This window comes from Cystobacter fuscus (assembly GCF_044360685.1).
Classification (GTDB): domain Bacteria; phylum Myxococcota; class Myxococcia; order Myxococcales; family Myxococcaceae; genus Cystobacter; species Cystobacter fuscus_C.
This window is the reverse complement of record NZ_CP043491.1, coordinates 2,748,191-2,771,126: the sequence shown is the minus strand read 5'-3', so window position 1 is coordinate 2,771,126 and position 22,936 is coordinate 2,748,191. Positions and strand designations below refer to the sequence as shown.

Genomic DNA, 22,936 nt, shown 5'->3' with positions numbered 1-22,936 from the left:
GCCGCTCGCGCGCTTCATCCCGGGCTCCCGGCCGCGACGCCTGTCGCCCGGGAGCCCTCGTGCGTGCGGGGGGAAAGGGACTACGGCTGCACGCCCGCGCCGCTCACGGTGAGCGTGTAGGCCCCCGTCGCGCCCGCGTAGCCCACCACCTTCACGTAGTAGATGCCCGGGGCGTTGGCGGAGAAGGTGTCCACCTCGGGATTGCTCATGGTGGCGCTGGAGGCCGCGGAGAAGAGCAGATCGGACGCGGAGTACACGTACCAGTCCAGGTCCTGCGCGCCGGACATGCTCAGCTTCACCTTGACGCTGCCCGCCGTGGTCACGTTGAAGGCGAACCAGTCCACGTCCGAGTTGGTGGACAAGGCGCCGCTCACGTTCTTGTCCGCACCCACCCGGCCGCTGGCGGTCGCCGCGGAGTTGTTGCCCTCGGCCTCCTGGGTGATGGTGGCGCGCGAGTCCTGGGGCGCGGCGCTGGTGATGGAGAAGTCGGCGTCGCTCGTGTCGACGACGGCCGCCTCGGCGGCATCACTCACGCGCACGCGCGCCTTCGTGGTCGCCGACGCCGGCACCTGCCAGGAGTATCCCCCCTCGGCGGCGGGGATGCTCTCGGAGATGACGTTCCAGGTGCTCCCATCCGTCGTGTACTCGAGCTTCACGTGGGTGCTCTCGCTCGCCGTCCAGGCGATGGAGTGGGTGCTGCCCGCGCTCCAGCTCTCGCCGCCGTTGGGCAGCACCACCCTCACGCGGCCCGTGGGCGCCGGAGGAGGCGTGGTGTCGTCCGCCGGCACGAGGAAGTCCTTGATGATGGCCATGTGCTGCATGTTGCTGGCGCCGCTGTCGCCGCTCTGCGCGGGAGCGATCTCCTCGATGGGCGAGTACACGCGCGTGTCCACGACGAGGCCCGCGCTGAAGGAGCTGGCGCCGATGACGGTGGCCGTCTGATAGGCGCGCAGGTTGTCGCTCACCAACACGTGGTCATACGGCTTGCCACGGCTGGCATTGGTGTTGACGTTGCCATTCTTGTCCGCGGGGTAGGGGCTCTCGGCGGACACCACCGCGGAGAAGGTGCCAAAGAGCGGCTCGGACCGGTTGTCGGAGTTGAAGTCACCGCCGATGGCGAGGAAGTCGCCGGCGGGCACGTTCGCCTGGATGTACTTGACGAGGTTGGTCGCCTCGGTGTTGCGCGTGGTACTGTCGCGGGTGAGCAGGTGCACGCTCACCACCCAGAGATCCTTGGGGCCGGGGATGTCGATGCGCGCCCAGGCGAAGTCGCGGTTGCCCACCTGGGTGTCCGTCCACTCGCCCGAGGCGATGATGGGGTAGCGGCTGATGACACCGTTGGGGATCTGTGCGCCGGTCTCGCGGTAGACCTGGAAGTTCGAGCCGAAGGCGTCGTCGACGAAGGAGCGGATGGCGGCGGCGGAGTTGTCGCCGTAGTTGAACTCCTGGATCATCACCACGTCGGGCTTCGTGCCCTGGAAGATGCGCTTGCCGTGGCCCGGGTCATAGCTCTGGTCGTTGCCGCTCGTGATGTTGGCGGCCATCAAGCGGATCCGCGCCTCGCCCAACACGTCGCGCTGGGAGGACAGCTCTCGAGCCTCCTTCGCCTGAGGGGCGCTTCCCTGCCCACACGCGGCGAGTGACACAGACAGCAGGGAACAGAGCAACCAGCTACCCGCGCGGGCGGGCGTCGGGAGGGAGGAGCGCAGTGGCATCGCGTGCTTCCTGCCCGCGAGGGACGCGGGCGGTGAGGGACGGGAGCACTTTTAGTCCATCGTCCCCGCCGCCGTCTCGCAGCCTCATTGTGAAATTCCAGTGTGACGCGCCGCGAGAACAGAGAGTGCGACTCCGAGGTAGCGCAGACCCTTTCCGAGTGAAACGAAGGCAACGAAAGGCCCGGGACGCACGCCCACGAGGCCCGCGGCGAGCACGAAGACGTCTCCCACGACCGGCAGCCAGGCGAGCAGGAGCAAGGGCGCCCCCCAGGTGGCCAGGCGCGCCCGGGCCTGGAGCAGGCGGGGACCCTCCCGGGCACTGCGGCGCTGGAGCCATCGCCCCACGGCGCCCCCGCCCTCGCCGCGCGCTCCCCAGCGGCCCAGCGCATAGACAGTGAGCGCGCCGAGCACGTTGCCGACGGTGGCCACCGTCACGGCCAGGCCCGGGCGCACTCCTCCATAGATGAGGGCGGCCAGCACCGCCTCGGACGGAGCGGGAAGCACCGAGCCGGCCACCACCGCCACGAGGAACAGCCCCGGCAATCCCCATTCGGCGAGCGTGGACGCATCCGGCATCGTGCTGTCCACTCTACGCCCCCTCGGGCTCCGAGGGCTGTCTTCCCGGTTGGGGGACATGGAAGACTCTTCAGCAAGAGAGGTGTGCGCATGCGATGGGCATGGACGATGGGTCTCGTCTCACTGGCGGTTGGACTCGCCGGCTGTCCCAAACCGCAAATCCTGCGCTTCACCGCCACGCCCTCCATCGTCTGCCCGGGAGACGCGGTGACGCTGAGCTGGGACACGAATGGCTCGGCCTGGCTCGAGGCCATCCCCGCGATCTCCGGCCTGGGTGACCAGGCGCGCTCGGGCACCCAGACCCTCCAGGTGCGGGAGTCCACACGCTTCCGGTTGGAAGTCACCCGGGGCGCCAAGACGGCGCTCACCGAGAGCGAAGTGCTCACCCCTCCACGCCCCGTGGAGTACGGCGTCGTCGACAGCGGCCAGCCGAGTCCCTTCACGTGCCGGACGGAGGAGCGGGTGCTGGAAACCACGTTGAGCCTCGAGGAGGGCAACCTGTCCCCCCAGGTGACCCTCGGCGAGGTGCGCAACCTCAACGCGCGCACCCTCGTGATGGAGAAGGCGGGAACCTCCGCGACGCTGGGCGAGGCCGCCCGCTCCTCCGCCTTCGAGGGACAACCGGCCCTGGGCCGCTGGCGGCTGAAACTGCCGCTCGACGAGGGCGAGCGCTGCGAGGACGCGCTCGAAGCCGTGGACGGACGGCTGCTGCTCCAGTTCCAACTCTCCTGCCCGAGGTGACGCCATGGCCGCGCTCGACGGAATCCAGAGAATCGTCCTGCTGATGCTGGAGAACCGGTCGTTCGACCATCTGCTCGGGCATCTGTCGCTGGAGAACCTCCACCCGGACGTGGACGGCTTGCGCGAGCCGGACGTCAATCCGCGCTACGCCAACGTCTCCGAGAACCGCGTCCACCGCCCCTTCCTCATCGAGGACGAGGCCGCGGTCATCCGGGATCCGCCCCATGAGCGGGAGCTCGTGGCCCGGCAGCTGGCCCGGAGCGAGAGCGGCAGGTTCCGCATGTCGGGCTTCGTCGACGCCTACGTCACCCATACGCAGCACCGGGCCCAGCACTCGCCGCCCATGGGCTACTTCGACTCGCGGGGGGCCTGGATGTCCTCCTTCCTCGCCCGCGAGTACTGCGTCTGCGACCGCTGGTTCACCCCACTGCCGGCGGATACCCAGCCCAACCGCTGCATGGCCTTCACCGGGGACACCCTCATCGATCGCACCGAGTCCCGCCTGCTGCCCCACCGGGACCATGTCTTCGACTGGTTGGACCGCCACCACGTGCGCTGGCGCGTCTACTACGACGGCCCGCCCTTCTTCCTGCTGTTCGGCCGCTTCACGGAGCTGGTGGGCTCGAAGTACCGCCCCTTCGGCTCGCTCGCGCGCGACCTGCGCGAGGAGCCTCCGGAGTCCGCTCCCGAGGTCCTCTTCATCGAGCCGCGCTACTACGACATCGCCTGGACGGACGAGCCCGCCAACTGCAACCACCCGCTCGCGCTCGTCAGCCAGGGCGAGCTGCTCCTGCACCGGCTGTACACGGCGCTCACGCGCGACCCCGAGCAGTGGGCCCGCACGCTGCTCATCATCACCTATGACGAGCACGGCGGCTTCTTCGATCACGTGCCGCCCCTCCCCATCGAGCAGCCCATCGCCGCGGGAGCGCACTACGCCGAGCCCTTCACCACGACGGGCCCCCGCGTCCCCGGGCTCATCGTCTCGCCCTGGGTCCGGCCGGGCCGGGCCTTCCACGGCTCGCTGGATCACACCTCGCTCTTGCAGTTGTTCGCCGAGAAGTTCGGCGCGGGACCCGAGGACTACTCGGCCTCGGTCAACCACCGCCGCGCCCAGGGCATCCGCAGCGTGGCCGAGGCCCTGTCGGACGTGCCCACCCTCCGGGCCTTCCCCACCGTGGTGCCGCACGCGGGCGCGCCCCAGCCCTCGATGAGACGGCCCCCCCGCTCCGCCAACGAGCGCGCCTTCCAGAAGGCCGCCCTCGAGCTCAAGCGGCGCGAGGGCCCGCTCGCCGCCGAGTCGAAGTACCCCGAGCTGGCCACGGTGCCCCCGGAGACGTGACTCACGCCGCGACGGCGTGATCCAACGAGCGCCAGGTGCCCAGCGCCCACTCCTGCTCCTCGGGGTCATCGAAGCTGACGACACACAGGGCCCGGTGCGCCCCGGCCTCGCACAGCGCCGTGAGCCGGTACTCCCCCGACTCGCTCTGCAGCGTGGCCCGGCCCTTCACCCGCTCGCCCTGGTGCTGGAACTCATAGGGCAGCGCCTGCTCGGGCCCCGGGGCGATGCCCCCCACGTCCTGCAACGGCAGGAAGCGCACGCTGCGGCGGTGATCCCTCGCCACCCAACTGCCGTCCGCCAGGCGCTGCTCGGCCAGCGAGCCGGGGATGCGAATCTCCCACCCCTGGGGCAGCGTCACCTGCACCGAGCCACGCCGGTAGCCGATGAGCGGACCCGAGGGAGCGGCCGACGCGCGCCGGGAGACCTCCTCGGCCAGCGTCCCGCCCTTGCCCAGGTAGCCCAGCACCTGCTGCCACTCGCGCCAGGGATAGGACAGGGACGGGTCCTCCCGCCACGCCTGCTCCAGCCACCGGGCCACGTCGCGGAAGAGCTGGCGCTCCTCTTCGAGCAGGGGCGGACGCCACACCATCTCCGTCCAGATGCGGCTGAGCGCGCGGCCCAGCTTCTCCGCCGCGCCCCGGCCGGGCGCCCACCAGGGGAAGATGTCCTGGCCCCGCGAGGGATCCTCCCGGACGGCCCGCAGCCAGGCCTCGTCGCGAGGTCCCAGGGGGGTGAGCACGGCCCCGGGGTGCTCGAAGCCATGCCCGGCGCGCAGCGACAACATGGCCCCCGAGTGGCCCTGCCTGCGGAAGTCCAACACCCGGCCCGCCATCTCCCCGAGCCACGCGAGCATGCGGGGGGCGATACCGCTCGCATCCCCCGTATGGAAGTAACCCGTGGGGTCTCCCACGCCCGCGGTGGTGATGGCCGAGTCCGCCCAGTCCACCTGGAGCGCATCGCCCAGGGCATGCAGCAGATCGCACAGGTAGCGGTGATAGCCGGGCCCCGCCATGGAGGTGTTGGCCGAGACCACCACCCGCCCCTGTCCGGCGGCCACGATGGCCACGTCGTCCGCGGCCGGATGCAGCCTCATCAGGAGGATGGGGCCCTGCACGCTGTCCATCACCCGCGTGCCTTCCAGCTCGTCTCCCGCGGCCTCGCGAAACCAGGCCTCCACGCGCCGCAACCAGGGACGGGGCGCCTCGGGACCCGAGAGCGCGTCTTCCTGTCCGTACCAACCCGCCAACAGCAACTTCACACCCATCGCGTCCTCGTTTCTCCGTCTGCTTCGAGCCTCATCCCCTCGCAACGGGTGGAAGGCGCGGATTATGTCGCGAACCGGAGGTATTCCGGGGTTCCCCGGGCGCTCCGGGCGCCAGCCCGACACGTCCCGACACGGAGAGCGGCCAGACGGGCGCTCCCCATAACGGGCCCCTCACGACCAGCGCACCTCATAATCGATGTCGAGCACGCCCCGGCGCTCGCCCCACACCTGGACGTCGCGAGCCGAGGAGAGTTCGACCGCGGCGGCGATCATCCCTTCGTTGTAGGGCCGGGGCAGCAAGTCCCCGCGCGCCAGGAACCGGGCGTGCCCTTCTCCCAGCACTTCCACCGAGCGCTCGCCATAGCTCAGCGAGGCCCGGCACCCATTGGGGACGGCGGCGAGCACCCGCCCGGGGTCATTGCCGGCGAGCGCGAGCAACGTCTTGCCCACGGTGGACTGGGCGAAGTCCGTCGTCGCGCGCCGTCCGAGCAGGCGCAGGACGGCCTCGGTGCCCCCATGAGTCGGGCCGAGCTCTTCCGCGACGAGGAAGATGGAGCGCAGGAAGTCCGTGATGGGGTAGCTGAAGAAGTCCACGAACTTGCGCTCACCCACGGCCACGAAGCATCGGGCCCGCAGCGGCTCGCCGCCCAGGGAGCGCGCGGCGTCCAGCAGGCCATTGAAGAACATGCCCCGGCAGGTGTCCGTGGGATGGGCCAACGCCATGAGTTGCTCCATTCCGGGATCAGATGGGGACGAAGGGTGCACCGGCGAGGCTCCTGGGCACGTGGGGGGGCGGCCCGCACGCATTAGAGTGCAGATTCCGACCCGCGCGTCACGCCGTGCGGATGGATGCGGCCGTCTCCAGGCCCAACTCCACCACCGAAACTTCTCGCATCCGGAATTTCTGTACCTTTCCCGTCACCGTCATCGGGAATTCCTCCACGATCTTCCAGTAGCGGGGAATCTTGAAGGTGGAGATGCGGCCCGTGCAGTAGCGGGTGAGCTCCTCGTGGGTGACGGTGGTGCCCGGCTTGAGCTTCACCCAGGCCATGACCTCCTCGCCGTACTTCTCGCTGGGCACGCCGATGACCTGGGCCTCGCTGATGACCGGATGGGTATGGAGGAACTCCTCCACCTCGCGAGGGTAGACGTTCTCGCCACCGCGGATGATGAGATCCTTGATGCGGCCGACGATCTTCACGTAGCCCTCCTCGTCCAGGGTGGCCAGGTCCCCGGTGTGCATCCAACCGGCCTCGTCGATGGCCTGACGGGTGGCCTCGGGGTTGTTCCAGTAGCCGAGCATCACGCTGTAGCCGCGCGTGCACAGCTCCCCGGGCGAGCCGCGCGGCACCACCGCACCCGTCGACGGATCGACGACCTTCACCTCCACATGCGGGTGCACCCGGCCCACCGTGGTGACGCGCTTGTCGAGCGGATCATCCACCGCGCTCTGCGCTGACACGGGCGAGGTCTCCGTCATGCCATAGCAGATGGTGACCTCGCGCATGTTCAAGCGCGACTGCACCTGCTTCATCACCTCGATGGGGCACGGCGAGCCGGCCATGATGCCGGTGCGCAGCGTGGAGAAGTCGAACTCGCCGAAGCGAGGATGATCCAGCTCGGCGATGAACATGGTGGGCACGCCGTAGAGCGCCGTGCAGCGCTCGGCCCCCACCGCCTTCATCACCGCGAGCGGCTCGAACGCCTCGCCCGGAATCACCAGCGTCGAGCCGTGGGACGAGCAGGCCAGGTTGCCCATCACCATGCCAAAGCAGTGATAGAAGGGCACGGGCACACACACCCGGTCCTCGGGCCCGAGCCGCAGCGTCTCGCCCACGAAGAAGCCATTGTTGAGCACGCTGTGGTGGCTGAGCGTGGCCCCCTTGGGGAACCCCGTGGTGCCAGACGTGTATTGGATGTTGATGGGATCGTCGAACTGGAGCGACGCCTCGCGCTCGGCGAGCGTGGCCTCGCTCACGTCCTCGCCGCCCGCGCACAGCGCTTCCCAGTCACTCTCCAGCATCAGCGAGATGCGCAGGGCCGGGCACCGGGGCCGCACCTCGTCCAGGATCTGCCGGTAGTTCGCCTGGCGGAACCCGCGGGCGAACAACAGCACCTCGGTCCCGGACTGGTTGAGCGCGTACTCCAGCTCCGCCGTCTTGTACGCCGGGTTGAGGTTCACGAGGATGGCGCCCACGCGCGCCACCGCGTACTGGGTCACCACCCACTCGAAGCGGTTGGGGGACCAGAGCCCCACCCGGTCCCCCTTGCGCACCCCGAGCGCGAGCAGGCCCCGCGCCACCCGGGTGGTCTGCTCCCAGAACTCACGCCACGTGGCCCGGTAGCCCTGGGAAAGGACGACGAGCGCCTCGCGGTCACCCCAGCGCTCGACGGTGCGGCGCAGGTTCTGGCCGATGGTCTCACCGAGCAACGCGGTCGTGCCGATACCGTGAACATAGGAAGGAGCGGGCATGGGCCGGGATGATGTTCGCGACACGGCGAGGCTCGCAAGAGCGACGGCTCATGCAATGGCTCCACTGTTTGACGCGTCATGACATGGCGGACCGGGGCTCACCCCCGGCGGGAGATGGCATGGATTCACGGAGAGTCGCGGCACTGGTGCTGTTCCTCATGGCCTCCACGGCCCCGGCACGGCCCCAGGCGGGCAAGCCCGAGTGGGTGGCGCGCAGTGACGCCCATGCCCGGGTGCTGTTGGAGCTCCTGGCGCGCTTCGACCCCGAGGAGGCCTCGGCGCTCGGCATGGCCGGGCGGGACGAGCAGGTGATGGATCTGGGCCCTCGAGTGACCGAGCGCAAGCGCGCCGCCATGGCCCAGGCGAAGGACACCCTGGAGCAGCGGCTCGCGGAGGAGAAGGATCCGAACGTCCGCCAGGATCTGCGCATCCTCGTGGACGCCGTGGAGGAGGGAATCCAGGACTCCACGCTCCACGAGCGCTACCTGCTGCACTGGGTGGACGCCCCCCAGGTGATGTTCCTCGGCCTGCGCGAGCTGCTCCAGGAGGACGTTCCCCCCGAGCGCCGCGCCCATGCCCTGCCCCGCTTGCGGCGCTACGTGGGGATGGAGCCGGGCAGCACCCCGTTGACCCACCTGGCCCGGGCGCGCTTCGAGGAGGGGCTCTCCCAACCCGGCCGGCTCGGACCGGTGAAGCCCGCGCTGGAGCAGGCGATGCGCGAGGCGCCCACCTACGTGCAGGGCATCCGGGCGCTGTTCACGGAGTACAAGCTCGAGGGCGCCGAGCCCGCCCTGGCGGCGCTCGAGAAGCAGGTGGAGGAGGACGCGCGCTGGCGGCGCGAGGTGGTGCTGCCCCGGGCACGCGAGGACGTCCGCCTGCCGCCCGAGCTGTATGCCTTCAAGCTGAGGCAGATGGGCATCGACCTGCCGCCCGAGCAACTGGTGCGCCGCGCGCAGGTGGCGTTCGTGGAGCTGCGCGCGCAGATGGCGGCCCTGGCGCCGCTCGTGGCGAAGGCGCGGCGGTTGCCGGCCACGGACACGATGGGTGTGCTGCGCGCGTTGAAGAAGGAGCAGTTGGGCCGCGAGCGGCTCGAGGGACACTACCGCGAGGTGCTGGGCGAGTTGGAGAAGTCGATCACGAAGCACCGGGTGGTGGAGCTGCCCTCGCGGCCGGTGGTGATGCGCATGGCCTCGGAGGCCGAGAGCGCCGCGCATCCCGCCCCCTACATGCAGCTGCCCGACTTCGTGGGCGGGAGCGGGAAGCCGGGCCAGTTCGTGCTGTCGCTGGGCAGTTCGAAGGCAGGCGGCCAGAACGGGCCCTCGGACGACTTCTCCTTCGGGGCGGCGGCCTGGGGCCTGTCCGCCCACGAGGGTCGCCCGGGGCATGAGCTCCAGTTCGCCGCCATGATGGAGCGAGGCGTGTCACTCGCGCGGAGCCTGTTCGCCTTCAACTCCGTCAACGTCGAGGGCTGGGCGCTCTACGCCGAGGCGGAGATGCTCCCGTACGAGCCCCTCGACGGCCAGTTCATCACCCTGCAGTTCCGTCTGGTGCGCGCGGCCCGCGCCATGCTCGATCCCATGCTCAACCTGGGACAGATTTCACCCGAGGAGGCCCTGCGCATCCTCACCGAGCAGGTGGGACTGTCCGTGCCCCTGGCCCGGCAGGAGATTGACCGCTACACGTCCCGCTCTCCGGGACAGGCGGGCAGCTACTTCTACGGGTACACGCGCCTGCTGGAGCTGCGCGCCGAGACGGAGCTCGCGCTCGGGACGAAGTTCGACCGCTTGGCCTTCAATACCTTCCTCGTCCACCAGGGGCTGCTGCCGCCGGAGCTGCTGGCCCGGGCCGTGCGCGAGGAGTTCATCCCCTCGGTCCTGGCGCCGCGCGTCCCTGGGAAATGAGCCGGAAGGCCAGGCCATGACAGGCCTCGGCCCCGTACATCCTGCTTCACTTCGCGGACAGGGGTTGAAAGGTCACACCATCGAGCCCCAGGCGCAGACAGGCATCGACAAACCGTTCGGTGCAGAGGATGACGGTGGAAAAGTCTTCCAGCCGGAAGACGTCCAGAGCGCGTGGAAGAGTCACGGCGTCCAGCAAGAGGGTTTCGGGCAGGCGAACACCACGGCGGCCACAGCGAGTGCAGGGAGGTTTGCGCTCCGGGGGCAGACAATCCGGGTGGAGCCGACCCACGGGGAGGAGCTCCAGTTCCAGCAACTCCGGCGAGGCACGCTGGCGGAAGCGCAACTGGGTTGGGCATCCCTTGAGACCGCGCAGACCTTCGGCCTGGAGTTTCTCCAATGCCTCACGCCGAACCAGCAACCACCAGGGAACCGGCGTGACGAACGACCCGAAGGAACCCCGTGCTTTTCCCACGAGCGGACCAAAGGAAGAACCCGGCTCCACAATGGCACCAGAAGGAAGGAGCGGGCGTACCATCTCACTCAGTCTTTCGTACTCCTCGATGGGCTCGGCTCGAGCTTCTTCGAAGTCAGCCATCTGGGAGACTGAAGTCAAATCCACCGAGGGGTATGTCTTGGAGCCGCCGCTCCAGGTGGCCTGACAAACAGGGCAACAAAAGATGCCTGGAAGTCCCCACTTGTGCGCGCCATCAACATCGCCCGTGTAGCGAGAGGACTGGTCCTCCTCGACTCTGAAATACTTCATACGCGATTCCCTCAGCTCAATCATGGCAGGAGTAGGGCATGAACGGACCATTCACTCGAAACAGGTTCATGAGCTCGAATGCGAATCGCCAAACCTCGTCCGTGGTGGCGTCTTCGTTACTCTGCTGAAACTGTCGCCAGGCCTCATTCCATTGTCCCCCTGCAGGCCCGCCACTGTGTAGTCGTTGGTGGAAACTCTTGGGAAGCAGAATGGTGAAGGCGTGAATGTCGATCCGCTTGAGCTTGAACCATCTGGCCAGTTTTTGCTGCTGAGGGAAGATGTGGTGTTTCTCAAGCGGCTCGGGCGGAAGCATGCATTGGAGAGGGTGCTTCTGCCGTGCGAGTTGATCACGGAGCTTCCAGTTGTGCCAGGGGATCTCAAGGATGGGCTCCGCTGAAGAGGGTACAGCAAGCGGATGACCCCACCAGCGCTGAGGGTTGCTCACATGGGGAGGCCGAAGTCCCACTATGGTACCACGTGCCAGTTCCACGGAAGGGGACGCATCGACTTCCACCAGGTCCCAACAGCGCCAGAGAGAGCATGAGTTCTCTTCACAGAGCGGCACGACACAGGTTGGCTCTGCTCTGGCTTCCGCCCAAGAGTTGACACCACGAGGCGACTCGTTGTCCTCGCGCACATCTGGCGCTGAAGAGACACAAGCGATTATCAGAAAAAGCAGGAGCGCGAGCCATCGTGTGGGAATGAGAGTAAGCATCTCGGGGAAATCTCCTGCGAAGGACTGACGGACACTCACAGGCAGAAGCGGCGGAGCCAACGGGCCATGTTGCGGTTTTCCAACAACGAGGTGAGGCCAATCTTCTCCTCGGGGAAATAGGGCTCGAGGAGCTGGGCGAGGGCCCTGAAGTGGGGCCGGACGATGTGCTCGCGGACATCCATGGGACTGGGCCACTCTCCCAAGGTAAGGAGCAGACGCTCGCCTTCCAGGGGCTCGAAAGAGACCTCGGGGAAAGACAGTTCGCGACGCAGCACTTCCAGGCCGCCGAGTTGGCTCAGCAGGGGCTGGCCCAGGAAGGTGAGCCAATAGGCACCACGGGCACCGGTGCCTATAACTCGGCTGGTCATGCCGAGGTGGTAGAGGTCAAAACCCCGGTAACGCTCAAGGAGGGGCAGCAACTCCCTGCGGACCGAGTACCACTGCCCGCTGGGGGAAACGAAGGCCAGGCTCGCGTAGCCGAAGCTGAAGGGCAGATCGCGAGACAGTTCGAGGGCCAGGGCACGGACCTTGTCCGGGCCGTGCTCCAGGAGATACTCCGTGGGTAGAGAGAAAGCGATGGCGCAGGCCGCCTTCTCGTCATAGTCACACAGAGGATCAATTTCGTAGCCATCATACTCGAAGTTGTAGCCCCCCGCTCCTGACTCCAGCTGCAACAGTTGAACGTGACAAGCCTGGGCCCAGGGACGATTCAAGAATACTTCGCGGGTATGCGTCCAGCCCTGCTCATCCAGTAATTGCAACTCTCCCTCTTGATCCACATACCACCCCAGGGCCCCAGAAGGGATGGCACGCAGATAGGTTTGTAGAGAAAGCCAAACCGATTGAGCGATCTCCTTGTACTTGCGCCGCATGAAGAAGCACAGGATGAGTCCATCTCGGACAGTGGGTTGCCCATCTACTCCACGCACTTGCACCACAGGATAGCGCTCACTCATTCAAAGATACCCTTCGGAGACATCATCAAGGCTGCTCCACCGAACGCCTCCCTATAGATTTCATGCTGACTGGAACCTCCGTAGGCGCTCTTTTCTCCGTACTTCGTCCACTGAGGACTTCTAATTCCGGGACACGGGAACTTGAGGTCCAGGACCAGGATGGCCCGAAGAAGATGGCGGTCCGCGTGGAGGACGACATCGGGCTTGATGGTGCCCCGTAGCTCTTCGGCACAGTCCGCATCGAGAAGGCGCTTCTCCTGCTCACGGCTGACCGTCTCGAGGACCTTGGCGTTGCGATAGAAACGATACCGCTGCTCGATGCTGACAGGACCGGGCCAGAGTTCTTTCAGGATGTCCTGCATACAGGCGAGGGCTCGGGCGTGCTTCAGGTGACCCAGTTCCATGGACTGGTAGATGGGCCTGCCGCACCGGTCCACCCCCACCACCGCCTTGCAGTCCTCGGCGGTCGGGGAGCCGAAACCGAAACGCTCGGCGTTGATGTCCCGCTCCGCGCGCTGGACACACTCCAGGAGGGCTGTCTCCAACCGACTGAGTTCCTCCTCATCGTTCTGGAAAAAGCCGAGGACTTCAGGAGCCAGGAGGGCAATCGTCGAGGCCACGGCAACGGTGGAGACCGCGACCCCAGCCGCTCTCTTCAAGGCCGCGGCATATCGCATGCGACCCACTGTCTCCGTGTCGAAGCGCAAGGTCCCACCGGAGAAGCCGGAGTGCCGCGGGCCGACCGAGCACGAGCCGAGCAACGCGCAGGTCAGCAGCAGGAAGATGAACCGGGCACAGCCGGAGCGGACCGAGGGCGGCATAGCTGCCAACAAACCATGCGCGGTGAGCGTGCGCGAAGAAGAAGTCACATGGTGGTGCACACCATCCATGAGTACACGTGACTCACAGGCAGAAGCGGCGGAGCCAACGGCCCATGTTGCGGTTGTCTAGCAGGGAGGTCAGGCCGTTCGTCTCCGCGGGAAAGTAGGGCTCCAGGAGGCGGGCGAGGGCCCTGAAGTGGGGTCGGACGATGTGCTCGCGGATATCCATGGGGCTGGGCCACTCGCCCAGGGTAAGCAGCAGACGCTCGCCTTCCAGGGGCTCGAAGGAGACCTCGGGGAAAGGCAGTTCGCGGCGCAGCACTTCCAAGCCACCGAGTTGGCTCAGCAGGGGCTGGCCCAGGAAGGTGAGCCAATAGGCGCCACGGGCACCGGTGCCAATGACTCGGCTGGTCTTGCCGAGGCTGTAGAGGTCGAACCCCCGGTAACGCTCGAGGAGGGGCAACAAGTCCCTGCGAACCGAATACCACTGCCCGCTGGGGGCAACGAAGGCTAGGCTGGCGTAGCCGGAGCTGAAGGGCAGATCGCGAGACAGCTCCAGAGCCAGGGCTCGGACCTTGTCCGCGCCGTGCTCCAAGAGATACTCCGTGGGCAGAGAGAAAGCGATGGCACAAGCCGCTTTCTCATCATTGAGGAGCTGAGAGTCAAGCTGGTAGCCGTCGTACTCGAAGTTGTAGCCCCCCACTCCAGACTCGTGCTGCAACAACTCGACGTGACAGGCATGGGCCCTGGGACGATTCAGGATTTTTTCATTGATATGCATCCAGCCCTGTTCGTCCAGCAACTGCATGTCTCCCTGTTGATCCACATACCACCCCAGAGAACCAGAAGGGATGGCACGCAGATAGGCTTGCAAAGCAAGCCAAACTGTTTGAGCGATCTCCGGGTACCTGCGCCGCATGAAGAAGCACAGGATGAGACCGTCCCGGACGGTGAGTTGCCCATCTATTCCACGCACTTGCACCACAGGGTAGCGCTCGCTCATTCGAAGATTCCTTTCGGAGACATCATCAATGCCTTTCCACCGAAGGCTTCTCCATAGAGTTCACCCTGATCGGAACCCACATAGACGCTTGTGTCTCCATATTCCGTCCATCTGGGAGGTCTGTCTCCAGGGCACGGGAACTTGAGATCCAAAATGAGTATGGCTCGAAGAAGATGGCGGTCCGCGTGGAGAACGACGTCGGGCTTGATGGTGCCCCGCAGCTCTTCGGCACAGTCCACCTCGAGAAGGCGCTTCTCCTGCTCACGGCTGACCGTCTCGAGGACCTTGGCATGGCGGTAGAAACGATACCGCTGCTCGATGCTGATGGGGCCGGGCCAGAGTTCTTTCAGGATGTCTTGCATACAAGCGAGGGCTCGGGCGTGCTTCAGATTGCCCAGTTCCATGGACTGGTAGATGGGCCTGCCACACCGGTCCACCCCCACCACCGCATTGCAGTCAGCAGCGGTTGGGGCGCCGTAGCCAAAGCGCTCGACGTTGATGTCCCGCTCCGCGCGCTGGACACATTCCAGGAGGGCAACCTCCAACCGACTGAGTTCCTCCTCATCGTTCTGGAAAAAGCCGAGGACCTCGGGGGCCAGGAGGCCAATCGTCGAGGCCGCGACGACGGTGGAGACCGCGACCCCCGCCGCTCTCCTCAAGGCCGCGACATGGCGCATGCGGCCTGCCGTCTCCGAGTCGAAGCGCAAGGCCCCACCGGAGAAGCCCGTGTGCCGGGGATGGGCCACACACGAGCCGAGCAGCGCGCAACTCAGAAGCAGGAAGATGAATCGGGAGCAGCCGGAGCGGACCGAGGGCAGCATGAGCGCCACGAACGAACCACGGACGAGGAGGATGGCAAGAACGTTCCCGTCCACGGTGACGGACTGGCCCAGGCTCGCGCCCTCAACTCCCCGACACACCGGGCCCGGACAGGTCCGCTGGCGGAGGACTTTCCTCGGGATAGAGCACCTGTCTGCCGTGCAGCCGCGCGAAGGGGGTGAGCTTGTGCGGCTCGGCGCGGGTGCGGCTGGTGATGTGCCGCACCTCCACGCCCCGGGCGAACAGCGCGTCCGCCACGAGCGAGCGGTGACACCGCCAGCGCACCGCCTCGGCGCACATGAGCGCCAGCGGCCCGTCCGGAGTCAGTTCCCGCAGCTCCTCGAGCCCCCGCGTGAACTCGTCCGTCAGCATGTAGTCGGCGTAGCCTCGGAAGCTCGCGTTGCGCCACGCGCCGTTGGGGGAGTCCGCCCGCGCGCGCCGCAGCCCTCCGAGTCTCGCCAGGTGCACGTACCGGATGTCCGCCCGCGCGAGCGTCCGGGGCAGCGTGTCCCGGTTGAACTGGGGATTGGTCCGCGAGCGGGGCACCGTGCGGATGTCCACGAGCGTCTGGATGCCGTGCGCCTGGAGCAGTTCCACCAGTTCCTCCGCCGTGCGCGTGGAGTGGCCCACCGTGTAGATGCGCGCCTTGGCCCAGCCCGGCGCCCTGCGTCTCGGTCGCTCCGTACCCATCACCTGGTCATCCCCTGAGACCAAAATGGGCATGGAGGGGACCGATGGAAAGCGAGGGAGCAGGAGGCGGCCCGTCAGGACGTCCTGGGAGGCGCTCGGAAGACCCGGAACAGCAACAGCAACGAGGGGAAGATGAGCGCGGCGCCCACTGCGAGCGCCATCAGCAGGACGCGCTGGGCCACGGGCGAGGCCGCCGCCGACTGGAGGGTGAGGTCCGGCACCACGAGGTACGGGTACTGCGAGGCCGCCCACCCGGCGACGATGAGACCCACCTGCGCCGCGGCCGCCACGCGCGCCCACGCGAAGCGCCGGGTGAGCAGCAGCCCGAAAGCGAGCACCGCCACCACGGCCGTCGCCGCGTGCAGCACCAGCGCGTAGGAGGAAGTCGTCAGCCCCACCCACACCCGGGGCGCTCCTCCCCGCGCGAGCACCAGCACCCCGAGCGCCGCCACGAACACCGCCACGCCCGCCCCCAACGCCCGGCGCCGGAAGTCCTCCTGGAGCGCGGGCTCGTTCGTCTCCGCCGTGAGGTACACCGCCGCCAGGAAGGCGAACAGGCACAGGGCGAACACCCCCACCGCCAGCGCGAAGGGCGACAGCCACCCGGAGAACAGGCCGCGCTCCCCGCCCCCCAGCTCGCCCCCGCCATGCCCCCCACGCACAGCCCGAGCACCGCCGGCGACAGCACACTCGCCCCGCTGAAGACGAGCCCCCAGCGGCGCTGCACCCGGTCCGCCCGCGCGTCATAGGTGCGGAAGGTGAAGGCCGTGCCACGGAACACGATGCCCAGCAGCAACAGCGTCAGCGGCACGTGCAGCGCCACCGACAGCACCGCGAAGGCCCGGGGAAACGCCGAGAAGAGGATGACGACGGCGAGGATGAGCCAGACGTGGTTCACCTCCCACACCGGCCCGAGCGCCCGGGCAATCAGCTCCCGCTGCCTCGCCTGGCGCGGCCCCGTGGCCAACAGGTCCCACACCCCGCCCCCGAAGTCCGCGCCCCCGAAGAGCGCATAGAGGACGAGGGCGGCCACCAACACGCCTCCCAGCAGCAGTTCAGTGGGCATGGGCCACCTCGTGCGGCTCCCGCCCGTGCGGCACCGTGCCCGCCACCTGCCGCACCAGCAGGAACACCACCATGACGCCCAGGAAGAGGTAGACGAGCGAGAACGTCCAGAAGGGCACCGCCAGCGCGCCCACCGGCGTCACCGCGTCCGCCGTGCGCATCACCCCCCGGAGGATCCACGGCTGGCGGCCCCACTCGGTGACGAGCCACCCCGCCTCCATCGCCACCGCCCCGAGCGGCCCGCACACCAGCCACGCCCCCAGCATCCGCCGCCCCTCCGGCCAGGCCCCCTGGCGCCAGCGCAGCACGAGCGTCACCAGCGCCAGCAGCGCCATGGCGCCCCCCGCCCCCACCATCACCTGGAAGGCCAGGTGCACCTTGGTCACCGGAGGCCACTCGTCCCGGGGAAACTCCTCCAGCCCCTTCACCTCGGCGTTGGGATCGCTGAACGCCAGGAGCGACAGGCCCCGGGGCAACTCGAGCGCGTAGCGCAGGGTGCCCGTCTCCATGTCCGGCAAGCCACCCACGCTCAGGGGCGCGCCCCGTTGCGTCTCGAAGAGCGCCTCCGCCGCCGCGAGCTTCACCGGCTGCGCCCGCGCCACGTTCTCGGCGGACTGGTGGCCCACGAGCGGCTGCACCAGGGCGGACAGGCACGCCAGCGGCAGCGCCACCGACAACGCCTTGCGATGGAAGGCCAGGCCCGGATGGCGCAGCAACACGAGCGCGTGGATGCCCACCATGGCGAAGGCACTCGCCTGGTAGCACGCGACGAGCGTGTGGGTCGTCTGGTGCACCCAGCCCGGGCTGAACATCGCCGCCACCGGGTCCACGTCCACCGGCCCCGTGGCCGTGAGCGTGAAGCCCACCGGATCGTTCATGAAGGTGTTCACGAGCGTGACGAAGAAGGCGCTCGCCGCGCCGCTCAGCGCCACCATCACCCCCGAGAAGAGGTGCAGCCCCGGCGAAATGCGGTCGCGTCCATACAGGTAGATGCCCAGGAACACCGCCTCGGTGAAGAAGGCCGTCCCCTCCAGCGCGAACGGCAGGCCGATGACCTCGCCCCAGGTGCCCATGAAGCCGGGCCACAACAGCCCCAGCTCGAACGACAGCACCGTGCCGCTCACCGCCCCCACCGCGAACAGGATGGCCGTCCCCTTCGCCAGCTTCACGCTCAGCGCCGTGTAGTCTGGATCCCTCGTCCGCCGCGCCTTCAAGTCGCTGAGCACCATCAACAACGGCAGGGCGATGCCCGCGGCCGCGAAGAGGATGTGGAAGGCGAGGGACAGCCCCATCTGTGCGCGCGCGTAGAGCAGATCCATGACATGGATGAATCTGATTTATGCCTGATTAATAAGCAATAATTAAAAATAATGAAACCCCACGGTTGAACAGGAGGATCGCCCTCGAGTCCCGGCCAGGATCGCGCCGCACACGCTCGCCTGGCACCTGGGCGGGAAGGGAGCCGCTGGAGTGCCTCGTGCCGTGCTCCCCGAAAGGCCGCGCCCTCCTCATCTTCCCGAGCATGGCTCAGACCTCTCGTTCATTGCGTGGAAGACTGCTGCTCGGCCTGGGACTGCTGTGCGGGCTCGCCTCTCCGGCCTGGGCGCTGGAACAGCGCTATCCGGAGAAGAACGACACCCGGGAGCTATCGGTGAGTACCCCCGCGGGCCAGGCCCTGGGCAAGGGGATGCTCACCCAGTGGACCGAGGGGGATCGGCTCCACGTCCTGCTCACGTACGACTACAACGACGGACGGCGCATCGAGGAGCTCGCCATCTTCGCCCAGAAGCCGCAGCTCGCCCAGGAGCGCTGGCGGTGGCGGGAGCTCAAGGGCGGCACGGCGACGCGGCAGTTCGACATCGACTTCGGCAGCGGGCGCGCCACGGGCACCACCGTCAAGGACGGCAAGACGCGCCGCTACAACGAGAAGTTGAAGGTGGAGCCGGGCCGCACCTTCGCCGGCGTGGGTTTCGTCCTGGCCGCGAAGAACCTGATGCCGCGCCTGCGCCAGGGCGAGGACGTGAAGCTCCAGGCCCTCGCCGCCACGCCCAAGCCGCGCCAGGTCACGGTGACGCTCTCGCGCGAAGGCACCCGGAACATCACCCTCGGCGGACGCGCCATCTCCGCCGAGCACGTCATCATCCACCCGGAGATCGGCCTCGCCTCCCTCGTGGTGAAGGCGCCCAACACCGACCTCTACTTCACCGGCTCCGAACCGCCAGCGATGGTGGGCGGAGAGGGAACCCTGCTCGAGCCGGGAGATCCCGTGGTGCGCACCAGCATCCTCCCGCGACAGAGCACTCCCGCGGCGGCGCGGCGCCCGCCTCCGCGCGGCCGCTGAGACGGCACGCCCCGTCGATCCGCACACAGGTGCCGCGGGTCAGCCGCAAGGGGACGAAGCGGTACACGGCGAGCGGCAACCCCCTGAAATGATTGAGCCTCAGGGGGTTCTTGCCATTTTTTCCGTTTTTCTTGGGACAGCAGGAGATTCCGGGACTCCTTCATCATGAGGACGCCTCCGGAGGGGAGGCGCCCGGCCCGCAGCGTCTGACCCCTGCTCCTCAGCCCAAGGAAGACCACCGCCATGTTCTCGTCCCCCACGCGGCTCCTCTCGTTGTCCCTGCTCACCCTCGCGATCGCCACCACCGGCTGTGGCGGCACCGAGCTGGAGGACGTGGCGCCCCAGGTTTCGGAGGAAACTGCCACCGTGGAGTCCGCGGCCTGTACGGACTACTGCGACAACTGTGTGTTGTTCGCCCGGTGCCGGGCACCCAACCTCCCGTATGGGTTGACCTATTGGAGCGACAAGGTGGCGGTGATCAACAGCAACCACGCTCACGTGGGGTGTGTGGCAATGATCCCCACGTCTCACGTGTACGGGCACGCCGCCTTCGTCGCGGATGTGGACACCGCCCCCAACCCCAACCGCATCACCCTGCGTGAGGCCAACTGGACCCCCAACGCCTGCACCTCGCGCACCGGCACCAAGGATGGCTTGAACATCCGCAACTACTGGTGCCCCGCGGGCGTTCACACCGCCAAGTGCGCGGGTCCGATGTAAGAGGCCCCACGCCTCGGCGCCCCCCGCCGTCCGCGAAGCCTCGCGGGCGGCGGTTGTGTTTGGGCCGCTTCTTGGCGAATCCGCTTCGCGCGGGCAAAAACCGGGTGAAACCCAGAAAAAAAGTTTACCCCACCAGCCCGGCGAGCATTTAGTGCGGCGCGAGAAAGGAAGAACCCCTTATGGTTTCCATTCGCCGCCCTCGCCGTGGATTCGTCGCACGCGCCGTCCTCCCCGCCGCCGTGATGTTGCTGTCCGCCTGTGGCGCGAGCCCGCTGGAAGAAGAAGCGCGCGGGCAAACCCGGGCCGCGCTCGCGGGCAGCGCCAGTTCCGCCGCGTTCCGGGCCGCGCTCGCCAAGCGCTGGGCTCCCATCCACTACCAGGACGTGGACGTGACGGGCTCGCACGGAATCAACGGCAAGGCCGACTACATCACCCGGGTCGACTTCGACGGGGACTGGAGCGGCACGAACAACTGGGACAACGCCGCGTCCAGGGCCCTGCCCGCCTATGCCTATCAGTCCGTCGTGGAGACGAGCTCGCACTGGTACATCGTCTATACGTTCTTCCACCCGCGCGACTGGTTCGACTCCATCTTCGACTCGGAGCACGAGAACGACGGCGAGGGCGTGCTGCTCATCGTGGAGCGCAATGGCACGGAGTACGGCTCGCTCGTGGGCGCCGTGACCGTGGCGCACAAGGACTTCTTCTCGTACACGCCGGACGGCAGTCCGCTCACCTCGGGCGCGGAGTCGATCGACGGCAAGCTGTCCACCGCGGACTTCGAGGGCGTGCAGCACCCCATCACCGCCCAGGAGGCCAAGGGCCACGGGCTCAAGGCCTGGCCGCAATACGACATCAACGGCGATGGCGTGAAGTACTACCCCTCGCTGACCACCGCCGAGGAGCCCTCGTCGGCCAGCGACCCGGACGTGCGCTACAAGCTCCTCGACATCTACGGCTCCGAGGGGTTGTGGACGCGCCGCTCCCTGTCCGAGCTGTTCGCCTCCGATGGCACGTTCCGCGGCGACACCAGCGGCGGCTGCGGCTACGTGGCGGGTCAGTGCGGAACGAACTCGGCGAACGCGCCCTGGGGCTGGGACGACGGCAACGACGGCGCCGTCGCGCGGGGTGAGATCGCCACGGATCCGGCGAAGCTCGCGGCGATCTACTTCAGCCCGGCCTCGCGCTTCTCCACGACGTACACGTTCAACCCCTTCAAGGGCGTGGGAGATCCGAACGCCCCCTGAGCACTCGCTCCCCGCTCAGTTCGTCACGGGCTGCTCGGCCCCCTCGTCGTCCGCCTCGTCCTCGAAGTCCGGCTCGCGCGGCACGTCCACCAGGGCGCCGAGCGGGTAGACGACGAGGTGGCGCTGGGGCTCACTGCCGTGGCTGACCGCCTCCAGGTGGTAGCGCGACACGAGCCGGTGCTGGAGCTTGCGCAGCCGCGGCGGTCTCGGGGTCAGCGGCACCTCCACCGAGTCCCTCAAGACACGCTGGATGGCCTCCTCGGCCTCCAGCACCGCCTCGCGCACCCGCTCCTCGTTCTCCCCCTCGGCCAGGAGGAACGCGTCGCGCAACACCCGCCGCATCTCCGACGCGCTGTTGCGCTTGATGGCCAGCACCGGCACCCCCGCCTTGCCCGCGAGCTTGCGCAGCTTCGGATCATTGGCCCGCGAGCGCAGCGTGAGGATGAGATCCGCGCTCTCCAGGCGCCCGATGACCTTCGCGTCCACCGCGATGTCGCGCAGCACCCGCTCGAGCAGATCCCGGCTGACCGCGTGCGCGTACAAGCGCGTGGTGCCCTGACGCAATCCCGGCACTCCGCGCATCGCCTCGTCCCGGGAAGAGGACTCGAGAGCCGGGGCCTCTGGCGCGGCGGGCCGGGCCTTGCCCGAGGCGAGCCGGGACGGAGCGGCGAGCGGACGCAGGGGCGGGGCGGGCGGCCGGGCCGGCGACGGGGCGCCCCGGGCTGGCCGGGGGCTGTCCACCGGAGAGGCCGGCTTCACCTCCACCTGTCCCCCGACGAGCTGGCGCTGCTCGCCCCCGGGGACCTCTCCGGCCAGCAGCCGGTCCACGGCCTCGCCGGTATCGCGGTGCACCCGCACCTCGTCGCGGCTCACCATCTCCACCACCACGTCGAAGGTGGGCGGCCCCTTACGCTCGGTGACCGTCTTCTGCGTGTGGCGGCGCCGGGCCTCCTCGTCGCTGAGCGTCACGGTGTGCACGCCGCCGACGAGGTCGGACAGCGTGGGGTTGAGCACCAGGTTCTCCAGGGTGTTGCCGTGGGCCGTCGCCACCAGTTGCACGCCGCGCTCGGCGATGGTGCGCGCCGCGGCGGCCTCGGCCGAGGTGCCAATCTCGTCGACGATGATGGCCTCGGGCATGTGGTTCTCCACCGCCTCGATCATCACGTCGTGCTGACGATCCGGCCGCGACACCTGCATGCGGCGCGCACCGCCGATGCCCGGGTGGGGAATGTCGCCATCGCCGCCAATCTCGTTGGAGGTGTCCACCACCATGACGCGCTTGCCCAGGTCATCGGCGAGCACGCGCGCCACCTCGCGCAGCTTCGTCGTCTTGCCCACCCCGGGCCGGCCGAGCAGCAGGATGTTCTGCCCCGAGGCGATGAGATCCTTGAGCATGTCGATGGTGCCGAAGATGGCGCGGCCCACGCGCAGCGTGAGGCCCACCACCTTGCCCCGCCGGTTGCGGATGGCGGAGACGCGGTGGAGCGTGCGCTCGATGCCGGCGCGGTTGTCCTCGCCCACGCTGCCCACCTGGGCGATCACCTGCTCCAGCTCCTTGCGGGTGACGGGGGCCTCGGACAACCTGGCCACTCCCCCGACGAGCCGCGCCTCGGGCGGGCGGCCCAGGTCCATCACCACCTCGAGCACCTCGCCGGGCGGCATTTCCCGGACCGCGTCCTGCAGCACCTCGGGAAGCACGCCCACGAGGAGAAGGAAGTCATCAGGGGGAACGGTGGCACGTGGACTCATGACGCCCTTCAAGGTGCACCCTTTCCCCCGGGGTT

The 22,936-nt window shown here is 68.0% G+C and carries 20 protein-coding genes and 1 pseudogene; 6 read left to right on the top strand and 15 right to left on the bottom strand.

The window, feature by feature from the left end:
• Positions 1-80: 80 nt before the first annotated feature.
• Positions 81-1,715 carry an endonuclease/exonuclease/phosphatase family protein gene (locus tag F0U63_RS11500; RefSeq protein WP_395845932.1) on the bottom strand — a complete coding sequence of 545 codons (1,635 nt, stop codon included), beginning with the start codon at positions 1,713-1,715 and terminating at the stop codon, positions 81-83.
• 84 nt (positions 1,716-1,799) lie between these two features.
• Positions 1,800-2,291 carry a YqaA family protein gene (locus F0U63_RS11495; RefSeq protein WP_395848359.1) on the bottom strand — a complete coding sequence of 164 codons (492 nt, stop codon included), beginning with the start codon at positions 2,289-2,291 and terminating at the stop codon, positions 1,800-1,802.
• Between the two features lie 90 nt (positions 2,292-2,381).
• Between F0U63_RS11495 and F0U63_RS11490 the strand changes: the two genes are divergently transcribed.
• Both F0U63_RS11490 and F0U63_RS11485 read left to right on the top strand, forming a co-directional pair.
• A complete protein-coding gene (locus tag F0U63_RS11490) occupies positions 2,382-3,032 on the top strand; it encodes a hypothetical protein (RefSeq protein WP_395845931.1) in 651 nt (216 codons plus the stop codon).
• A gap of 4 nt (positions 3,033-3,036) precedes the next feature.
• Entirely contained in the window at positions 3,037-4,374 is a 1,338-nt protein-coding gene (locus tag F0U63_RS11485; RefSeq protein WP_395845930.1) for a phospholipase C, read from the top strand.
• Position 4,375: 1 nt separating this feature from the next.
• On the opposite strand, the gene F0U63_RS11480 is transcribed toward F0U63_RS11485, so the two are convergent.
• The 3 genes from F0U63_RS11480 to F0U63_RS11470 all read right to left on the bottom strand — a co-directional run bounded on the left by F0U63_RS11480 (position 4,376) and on the right by F0U63_RS11470 (position 8,111).
• Positions 4,376-5,638 carry a hypothetical protein gene (locus F0U63_RS11480; protein ID WP_395845929.1) on the bottom strand — a complete coding sequence of 421 codons (1,263 nt, stop codon included), beginning with the start codon at positions 5,636-5,638 and terminating at the stop codon, positions 4,376-4,378.
• Positions 5,639-5,809: 171 nt separating this feature from the next.
• Positions 5,810-6,361: a DUF2378 family protein gene (locus F0U63_RS11475; protein ID WP_395845928.1), complete on the bottom strand. Its 552-nt coding sequence runs from the start codon at positions 6,359-6,361 to the stop codon at positions 5,810-5,812.
• Between the two features lie 109 nt (positions 6,362-6,470).
• Entirely contained in the window at positions 6,471-8,111 is a 1,641-nt protein-coding gene (locus tag F0U63_RS11470; protein WP_395845927.1) for an AMP-binding protein, read from the bottom strand.
• 119 nt (positions 8,112-8,230) lie between these two features.
• Between F0U63_RS11470 and F0U63_RS11465 the strand changes: the two genes are divergently transcribed.
• Positions 8,231-10,012, top strand: a complete 1,782-nt coding sequence (locus tag F0U63_RS11465) for a DUF885 domain-containing protein (protein ID WP_395845926.1) — start codon at positions 8,231-8,233, stop codon at positions 10,010-10,012.
• Between the two features lie 46 nt (positions 10,013-10,058).
• On the opposite strand, the gene F0U63_RS11460 is transcribed toward F0U63_RS11465, so the two are convergent.
• From F0U63_RS11460 to F0U63_RS11420, 9 genes and pseudogenes are all read right to left on the bottom strand, one after another.
• The gene (locus F0U63_RS11460; protein ID WP_395845925.1) at positions 10,059-10,775 is read right to left on the bottom strand and encodes a double-CXXCG motif protein; all 717 of its coding nucleotides are present in this window, start codon (positions 10,773-10,775) and stop codon (positions 10,059-10,061) included.
• Positions 10,776-10,791: 16 nt separating this feature from the next.
• Positions 10,792-11,490 carry a TIGR02269 family lipoprotein gene (locus F0U63_RS11455; protein ID WP_395845924.1) on the bottom strand — a complete coding sequence of 233 codons (699 nt, stop codon included), beginning with the start codon at positions 11,488-11,490 and terminating at the stop codon, positions 10,792-10,794.
• Positions 11,491-11,525: 35 nt separating this feature from the next.
• The gene (locus tag F0U63_RS11450; RefSeq protein ID WP_395845923.1) at positions 11,526-12,446 is read right to left on the bottom strand and encodes a type VI immunity family protein; all 921 of its coding nucleotides are present in this window, start codon (positions 12,444-12,446) and stop codon (positions 11,526-11,528) included.
• A complete protein-coding gene (locus F0U63_RS11445) occupies positions 12,443-13,336 on the bottom strand; it encodes a hypothetical protein (protein WP_395845922.1) in 894 nt (297 codons plus the stop codon). The genes F0U63_RS11450 and F0U63_RS11445 overlap by 4 nt, the downstream gene beginning before the upstream one ends.
• A gap of 13 nt (positions 13,337-13,349) precedes the next feature.
• Complete coding sequence (locus F0U63_RS11440; RefSeq protein WP_395845921.1) at positions 13,350-14,270, bottom strand: type VI immunity family protein; 921 nt, start codon at positions 14,268-14,270, stop codon at positions 13,350-13,352.
• Positions 14,267-15,091, bottom strand: coding sequence for a hypothetical protein (locus F0U63_RS11435; protein ID WP_395848358.1), 825 nt, complete (start codon positions 15,089-15,091; stop codon positions 14,267-14,269). Before F0U63_RS11435 ends, F0U63_RS11440 begins: the two co-directional genes overlap by 4 nt.
• A gap of 82 nt (positions 15,092-15,173) precedes the next feature.
• Positions 15,174-15,779: a DUF488 family protein gene (locus F0U63_RS11430; RefSeq protein WP_395845920.1), complete on the bottom strand. Its 606-nt coding sequence runs from the start codon at positions 15,777-15,779 to the stop codon at positions 15,174-15,176.
• A gap of 74 nt (positions 15,780-15,853) precedes the next feature.
• Positions 15,854-16,845 (bottom strand): annotated as a pseudogene (locus F0U63_RS11425) (cytochrome d ubiquinol oxidase subunit II).
• Positions 16,835-18,163 (bottom strand): cytochrome ubiquinol oxidase subunit I, encoded by a 1,329-nt coding sequence (locus F0U63_RS11420; RefSeq protein ID WP_395845919.1) that lies wholly within the window; start codon positions 18,161-18,163, stop codon positions 16,835-16,837. Before F0U63_RS11420 ends, F0U63_RS11425 begins: the two are co-directional and overlap by 11 nt.
• A gap of 224 nt (positions 18,164-18,387) precedes the next feature.
• Here F0U63_RS11420 and F0U63_RS11415 point away from each other — a divergent pair, with 224 nt between their 5' ends.
• The 3 genes from F0U63_RS11415 to F0U63_RS11405 all read left to right on the top strand — a co-directional run bounded on the left by F0U63_RS11415 (position 18,388) and on the right by F0U63_RS11405 (position 21,152).
• The gene (locus F0U63_RS11415; protein ID WP_395845918.1) at positions 18,388-19,185 is read left to right on the top strand and encodes a hypothetical protein; all 798 of its coding nucleotides are present in this window, start codon (positions 18,388-18,390) and stop codon (positions 19,183-19,185) included.
• Positions 19,186-19,428: 243 nt separating this feature from the next.
• Positions 19,429-19,905 (top strand): hypothetical protein, encoded by a 477-nt coding sequence (locus tag F0U63_RS11410; protein ID WP_395845917.1) that lies wholly within the window; start codon positions 19,429-19,431, stop codon positions 19,903-19,905.
• A gap of 179 nt (positions 19,906-20,084) precedes the next feature.
• Complete coding sequence (locus tag F0U63_RS11405; protein ID WP_395845916.1) at positions 20,085-21,152, top strand: hypothetical protein; 1,068 nt, start codon at positions 20,085-20,087, stop codon at positions 21,150-21,152.
• A 15-nt stretch (positions 21,153-21,167) separates the two neighbouring features.
• Here F0U63_RS11405 and F0U63_RS11400 read toward each other — a convergent pair whose 3' ends face one another.
• Positions 21,168-22,901 carry a R3H domain-containing nucleic acid-binding protein gene (locus F0U63_RS11400; protein ID WP_395845915.1) on the bottom strand — a complete coding sequence of 578 codons (1,734 nt, stop codon included), beginning with the start codon at positions 22,899-22,901 and terminating at the stop codon, positions 21,168-21,170.
• Between the last annotated feature and the right edge of the window lie 35 nt (positions 22,902-22,936).

Excerpts from the sequence above, each read along its gene's own strand:
- F0U63_RS11500 (WP_395845932.1), bottom strand. The coding sequence starts at position 1,715 with ATGCCACTGCGCTCCTCCCTCCCGACGCCCGCCCGCGCGGGTAGCTGG.
- F0U63_RS11495 (WP_395848359.1), bottom strand. The coding sequence starts at position 2,291 with ATGCCGGATGCGTCCACGCTCGCCGAATGGGGATTGCCGGGGCTGTTC.
- F0U63_RS11490 (WP_395845931.1), top strand. The coding sequence starts at position 2,382 with ATGCGATGGGCATGGACGATGGGTCTCGTCTCACTGGCGGTTGGACTC.
- F0U63_RS11485 (WP_395845930.1), top strand. The coding sequence starts at position 3,037 with ATGGCCGCGCTCGACGGAATCCAGAGAATCGTCCTGCTGATGCTGGAG.
- F0U63_RS11480 (WP_395845929.1), bottom strand. The coding sequence starts at position 5,638 with ATGGGTGTGAAGTTGCTGTTGGCGGGTTGGTACGGACAGGAAGACGCG.
- F0U63_RS11475 (WP_395845928.1), bottom strand. The coding sequence starts at position 6,361 with ATGGCGTTGGCCCATCCCACGGACACCTGCCGGGGCATGTTCTTCAAT.
- F0U63_RS11470 (WP_395845927.1), bottom strand. The coding sequence starts at position 8,111 with ATGCCCGCTCCTTCCTATGTTCACGGTATCGGCACGACCGCGTTGCTC.
- F0U63_RS11465 (WP_395845926.1), top strand. The coding sequence starts at position 8,231 with ATGGATTCACGGAGAGTCGCGGCACTGGTGCTGTTCCTCATGGCCTCC.
- F0U63_RS11460 (WP_395845925.1), bottom strand. The coding sequence starts at position 10,775 with ATGAAGTATTTCAGAGTCGAGGAGGACCAGTCCTCTCGCTACACGGGC.
- F0U63_RS11455 (WP_395845924.1), bottom strand. The coding sequence starts at position 11,490 with ATGCTTACTCTCATTCCCACACGATGGCTCGCGCTCCTGCTTTTTCTG.
- F0U63_RS11450 (WP_395845923.1), bottom strand. The coding sequence starts at position 12,446 with ATGAGTGAGCGCTATCCTGTGGTGCAAGTGCGTGGAGTAGATGGGCAA.
- F0U63_RS11445 (WP_395845922.1), bottom strand. The coding sequence starts at position 13,336 with ATGGATGGTGTGCACCACCATGTGACTTCTTCTTCGCGCACGCTCACC.
- F0U63_RS11440 (WP_395845921.1), bottom strand. The coding sequence starts at position 14,270 with ATGAGCGAGCGCTACCCTGTGGTGCAAGTGCGTGGAATAGATGGGCAA.
- F0U63_RS11435 (WP_395848358.1), bottom strand. The coding sequence starts at position 15,091 with ATGCTGCCCTCGGTCCGCTCCGGCTGCTCCCGATTCATCTTCCTGCTT.
- F0U63_RS11430 (WP_395845920.1), bottom strand. The coding sequence starts at position 15,779 with ATGGGTACGGAGCGACCGAGACGCAGGGCGCCGGGCTGGGCCAAGGCG.
- F0U63_RS11420 (WP_395845919.1), bottom strand. The coding sequence starts at position 18,163 with ATGGATCTGCTCTACGCGCGCGCACAGATGGGGCTGTCCCTCGCCTTC.
- F0U63_RS11410 (WP_395845917.1), top strand. The coding sequence starts at position 19,429 with ATGTTCTCGTCCCCCACGCGGCTCCTCTCGTTGTCCCTGCTCACCCTC.
- F0U63_RS11405 (WP_395845916.1), top strand. The coding sequence starts at position 20,085 with ATGGTTTCCATTCGCCGCCCTCGCCGTGGATTCGTCGCACGCGCCGTC.
- F0U63_RS11400 (WP_395845915.1), bottom strand. The coding sequence starts at position 22,901 with ATGAGTCCACGTGCCACCGTTCCCCCTGATGACTTCCTTCTCCTCGTG.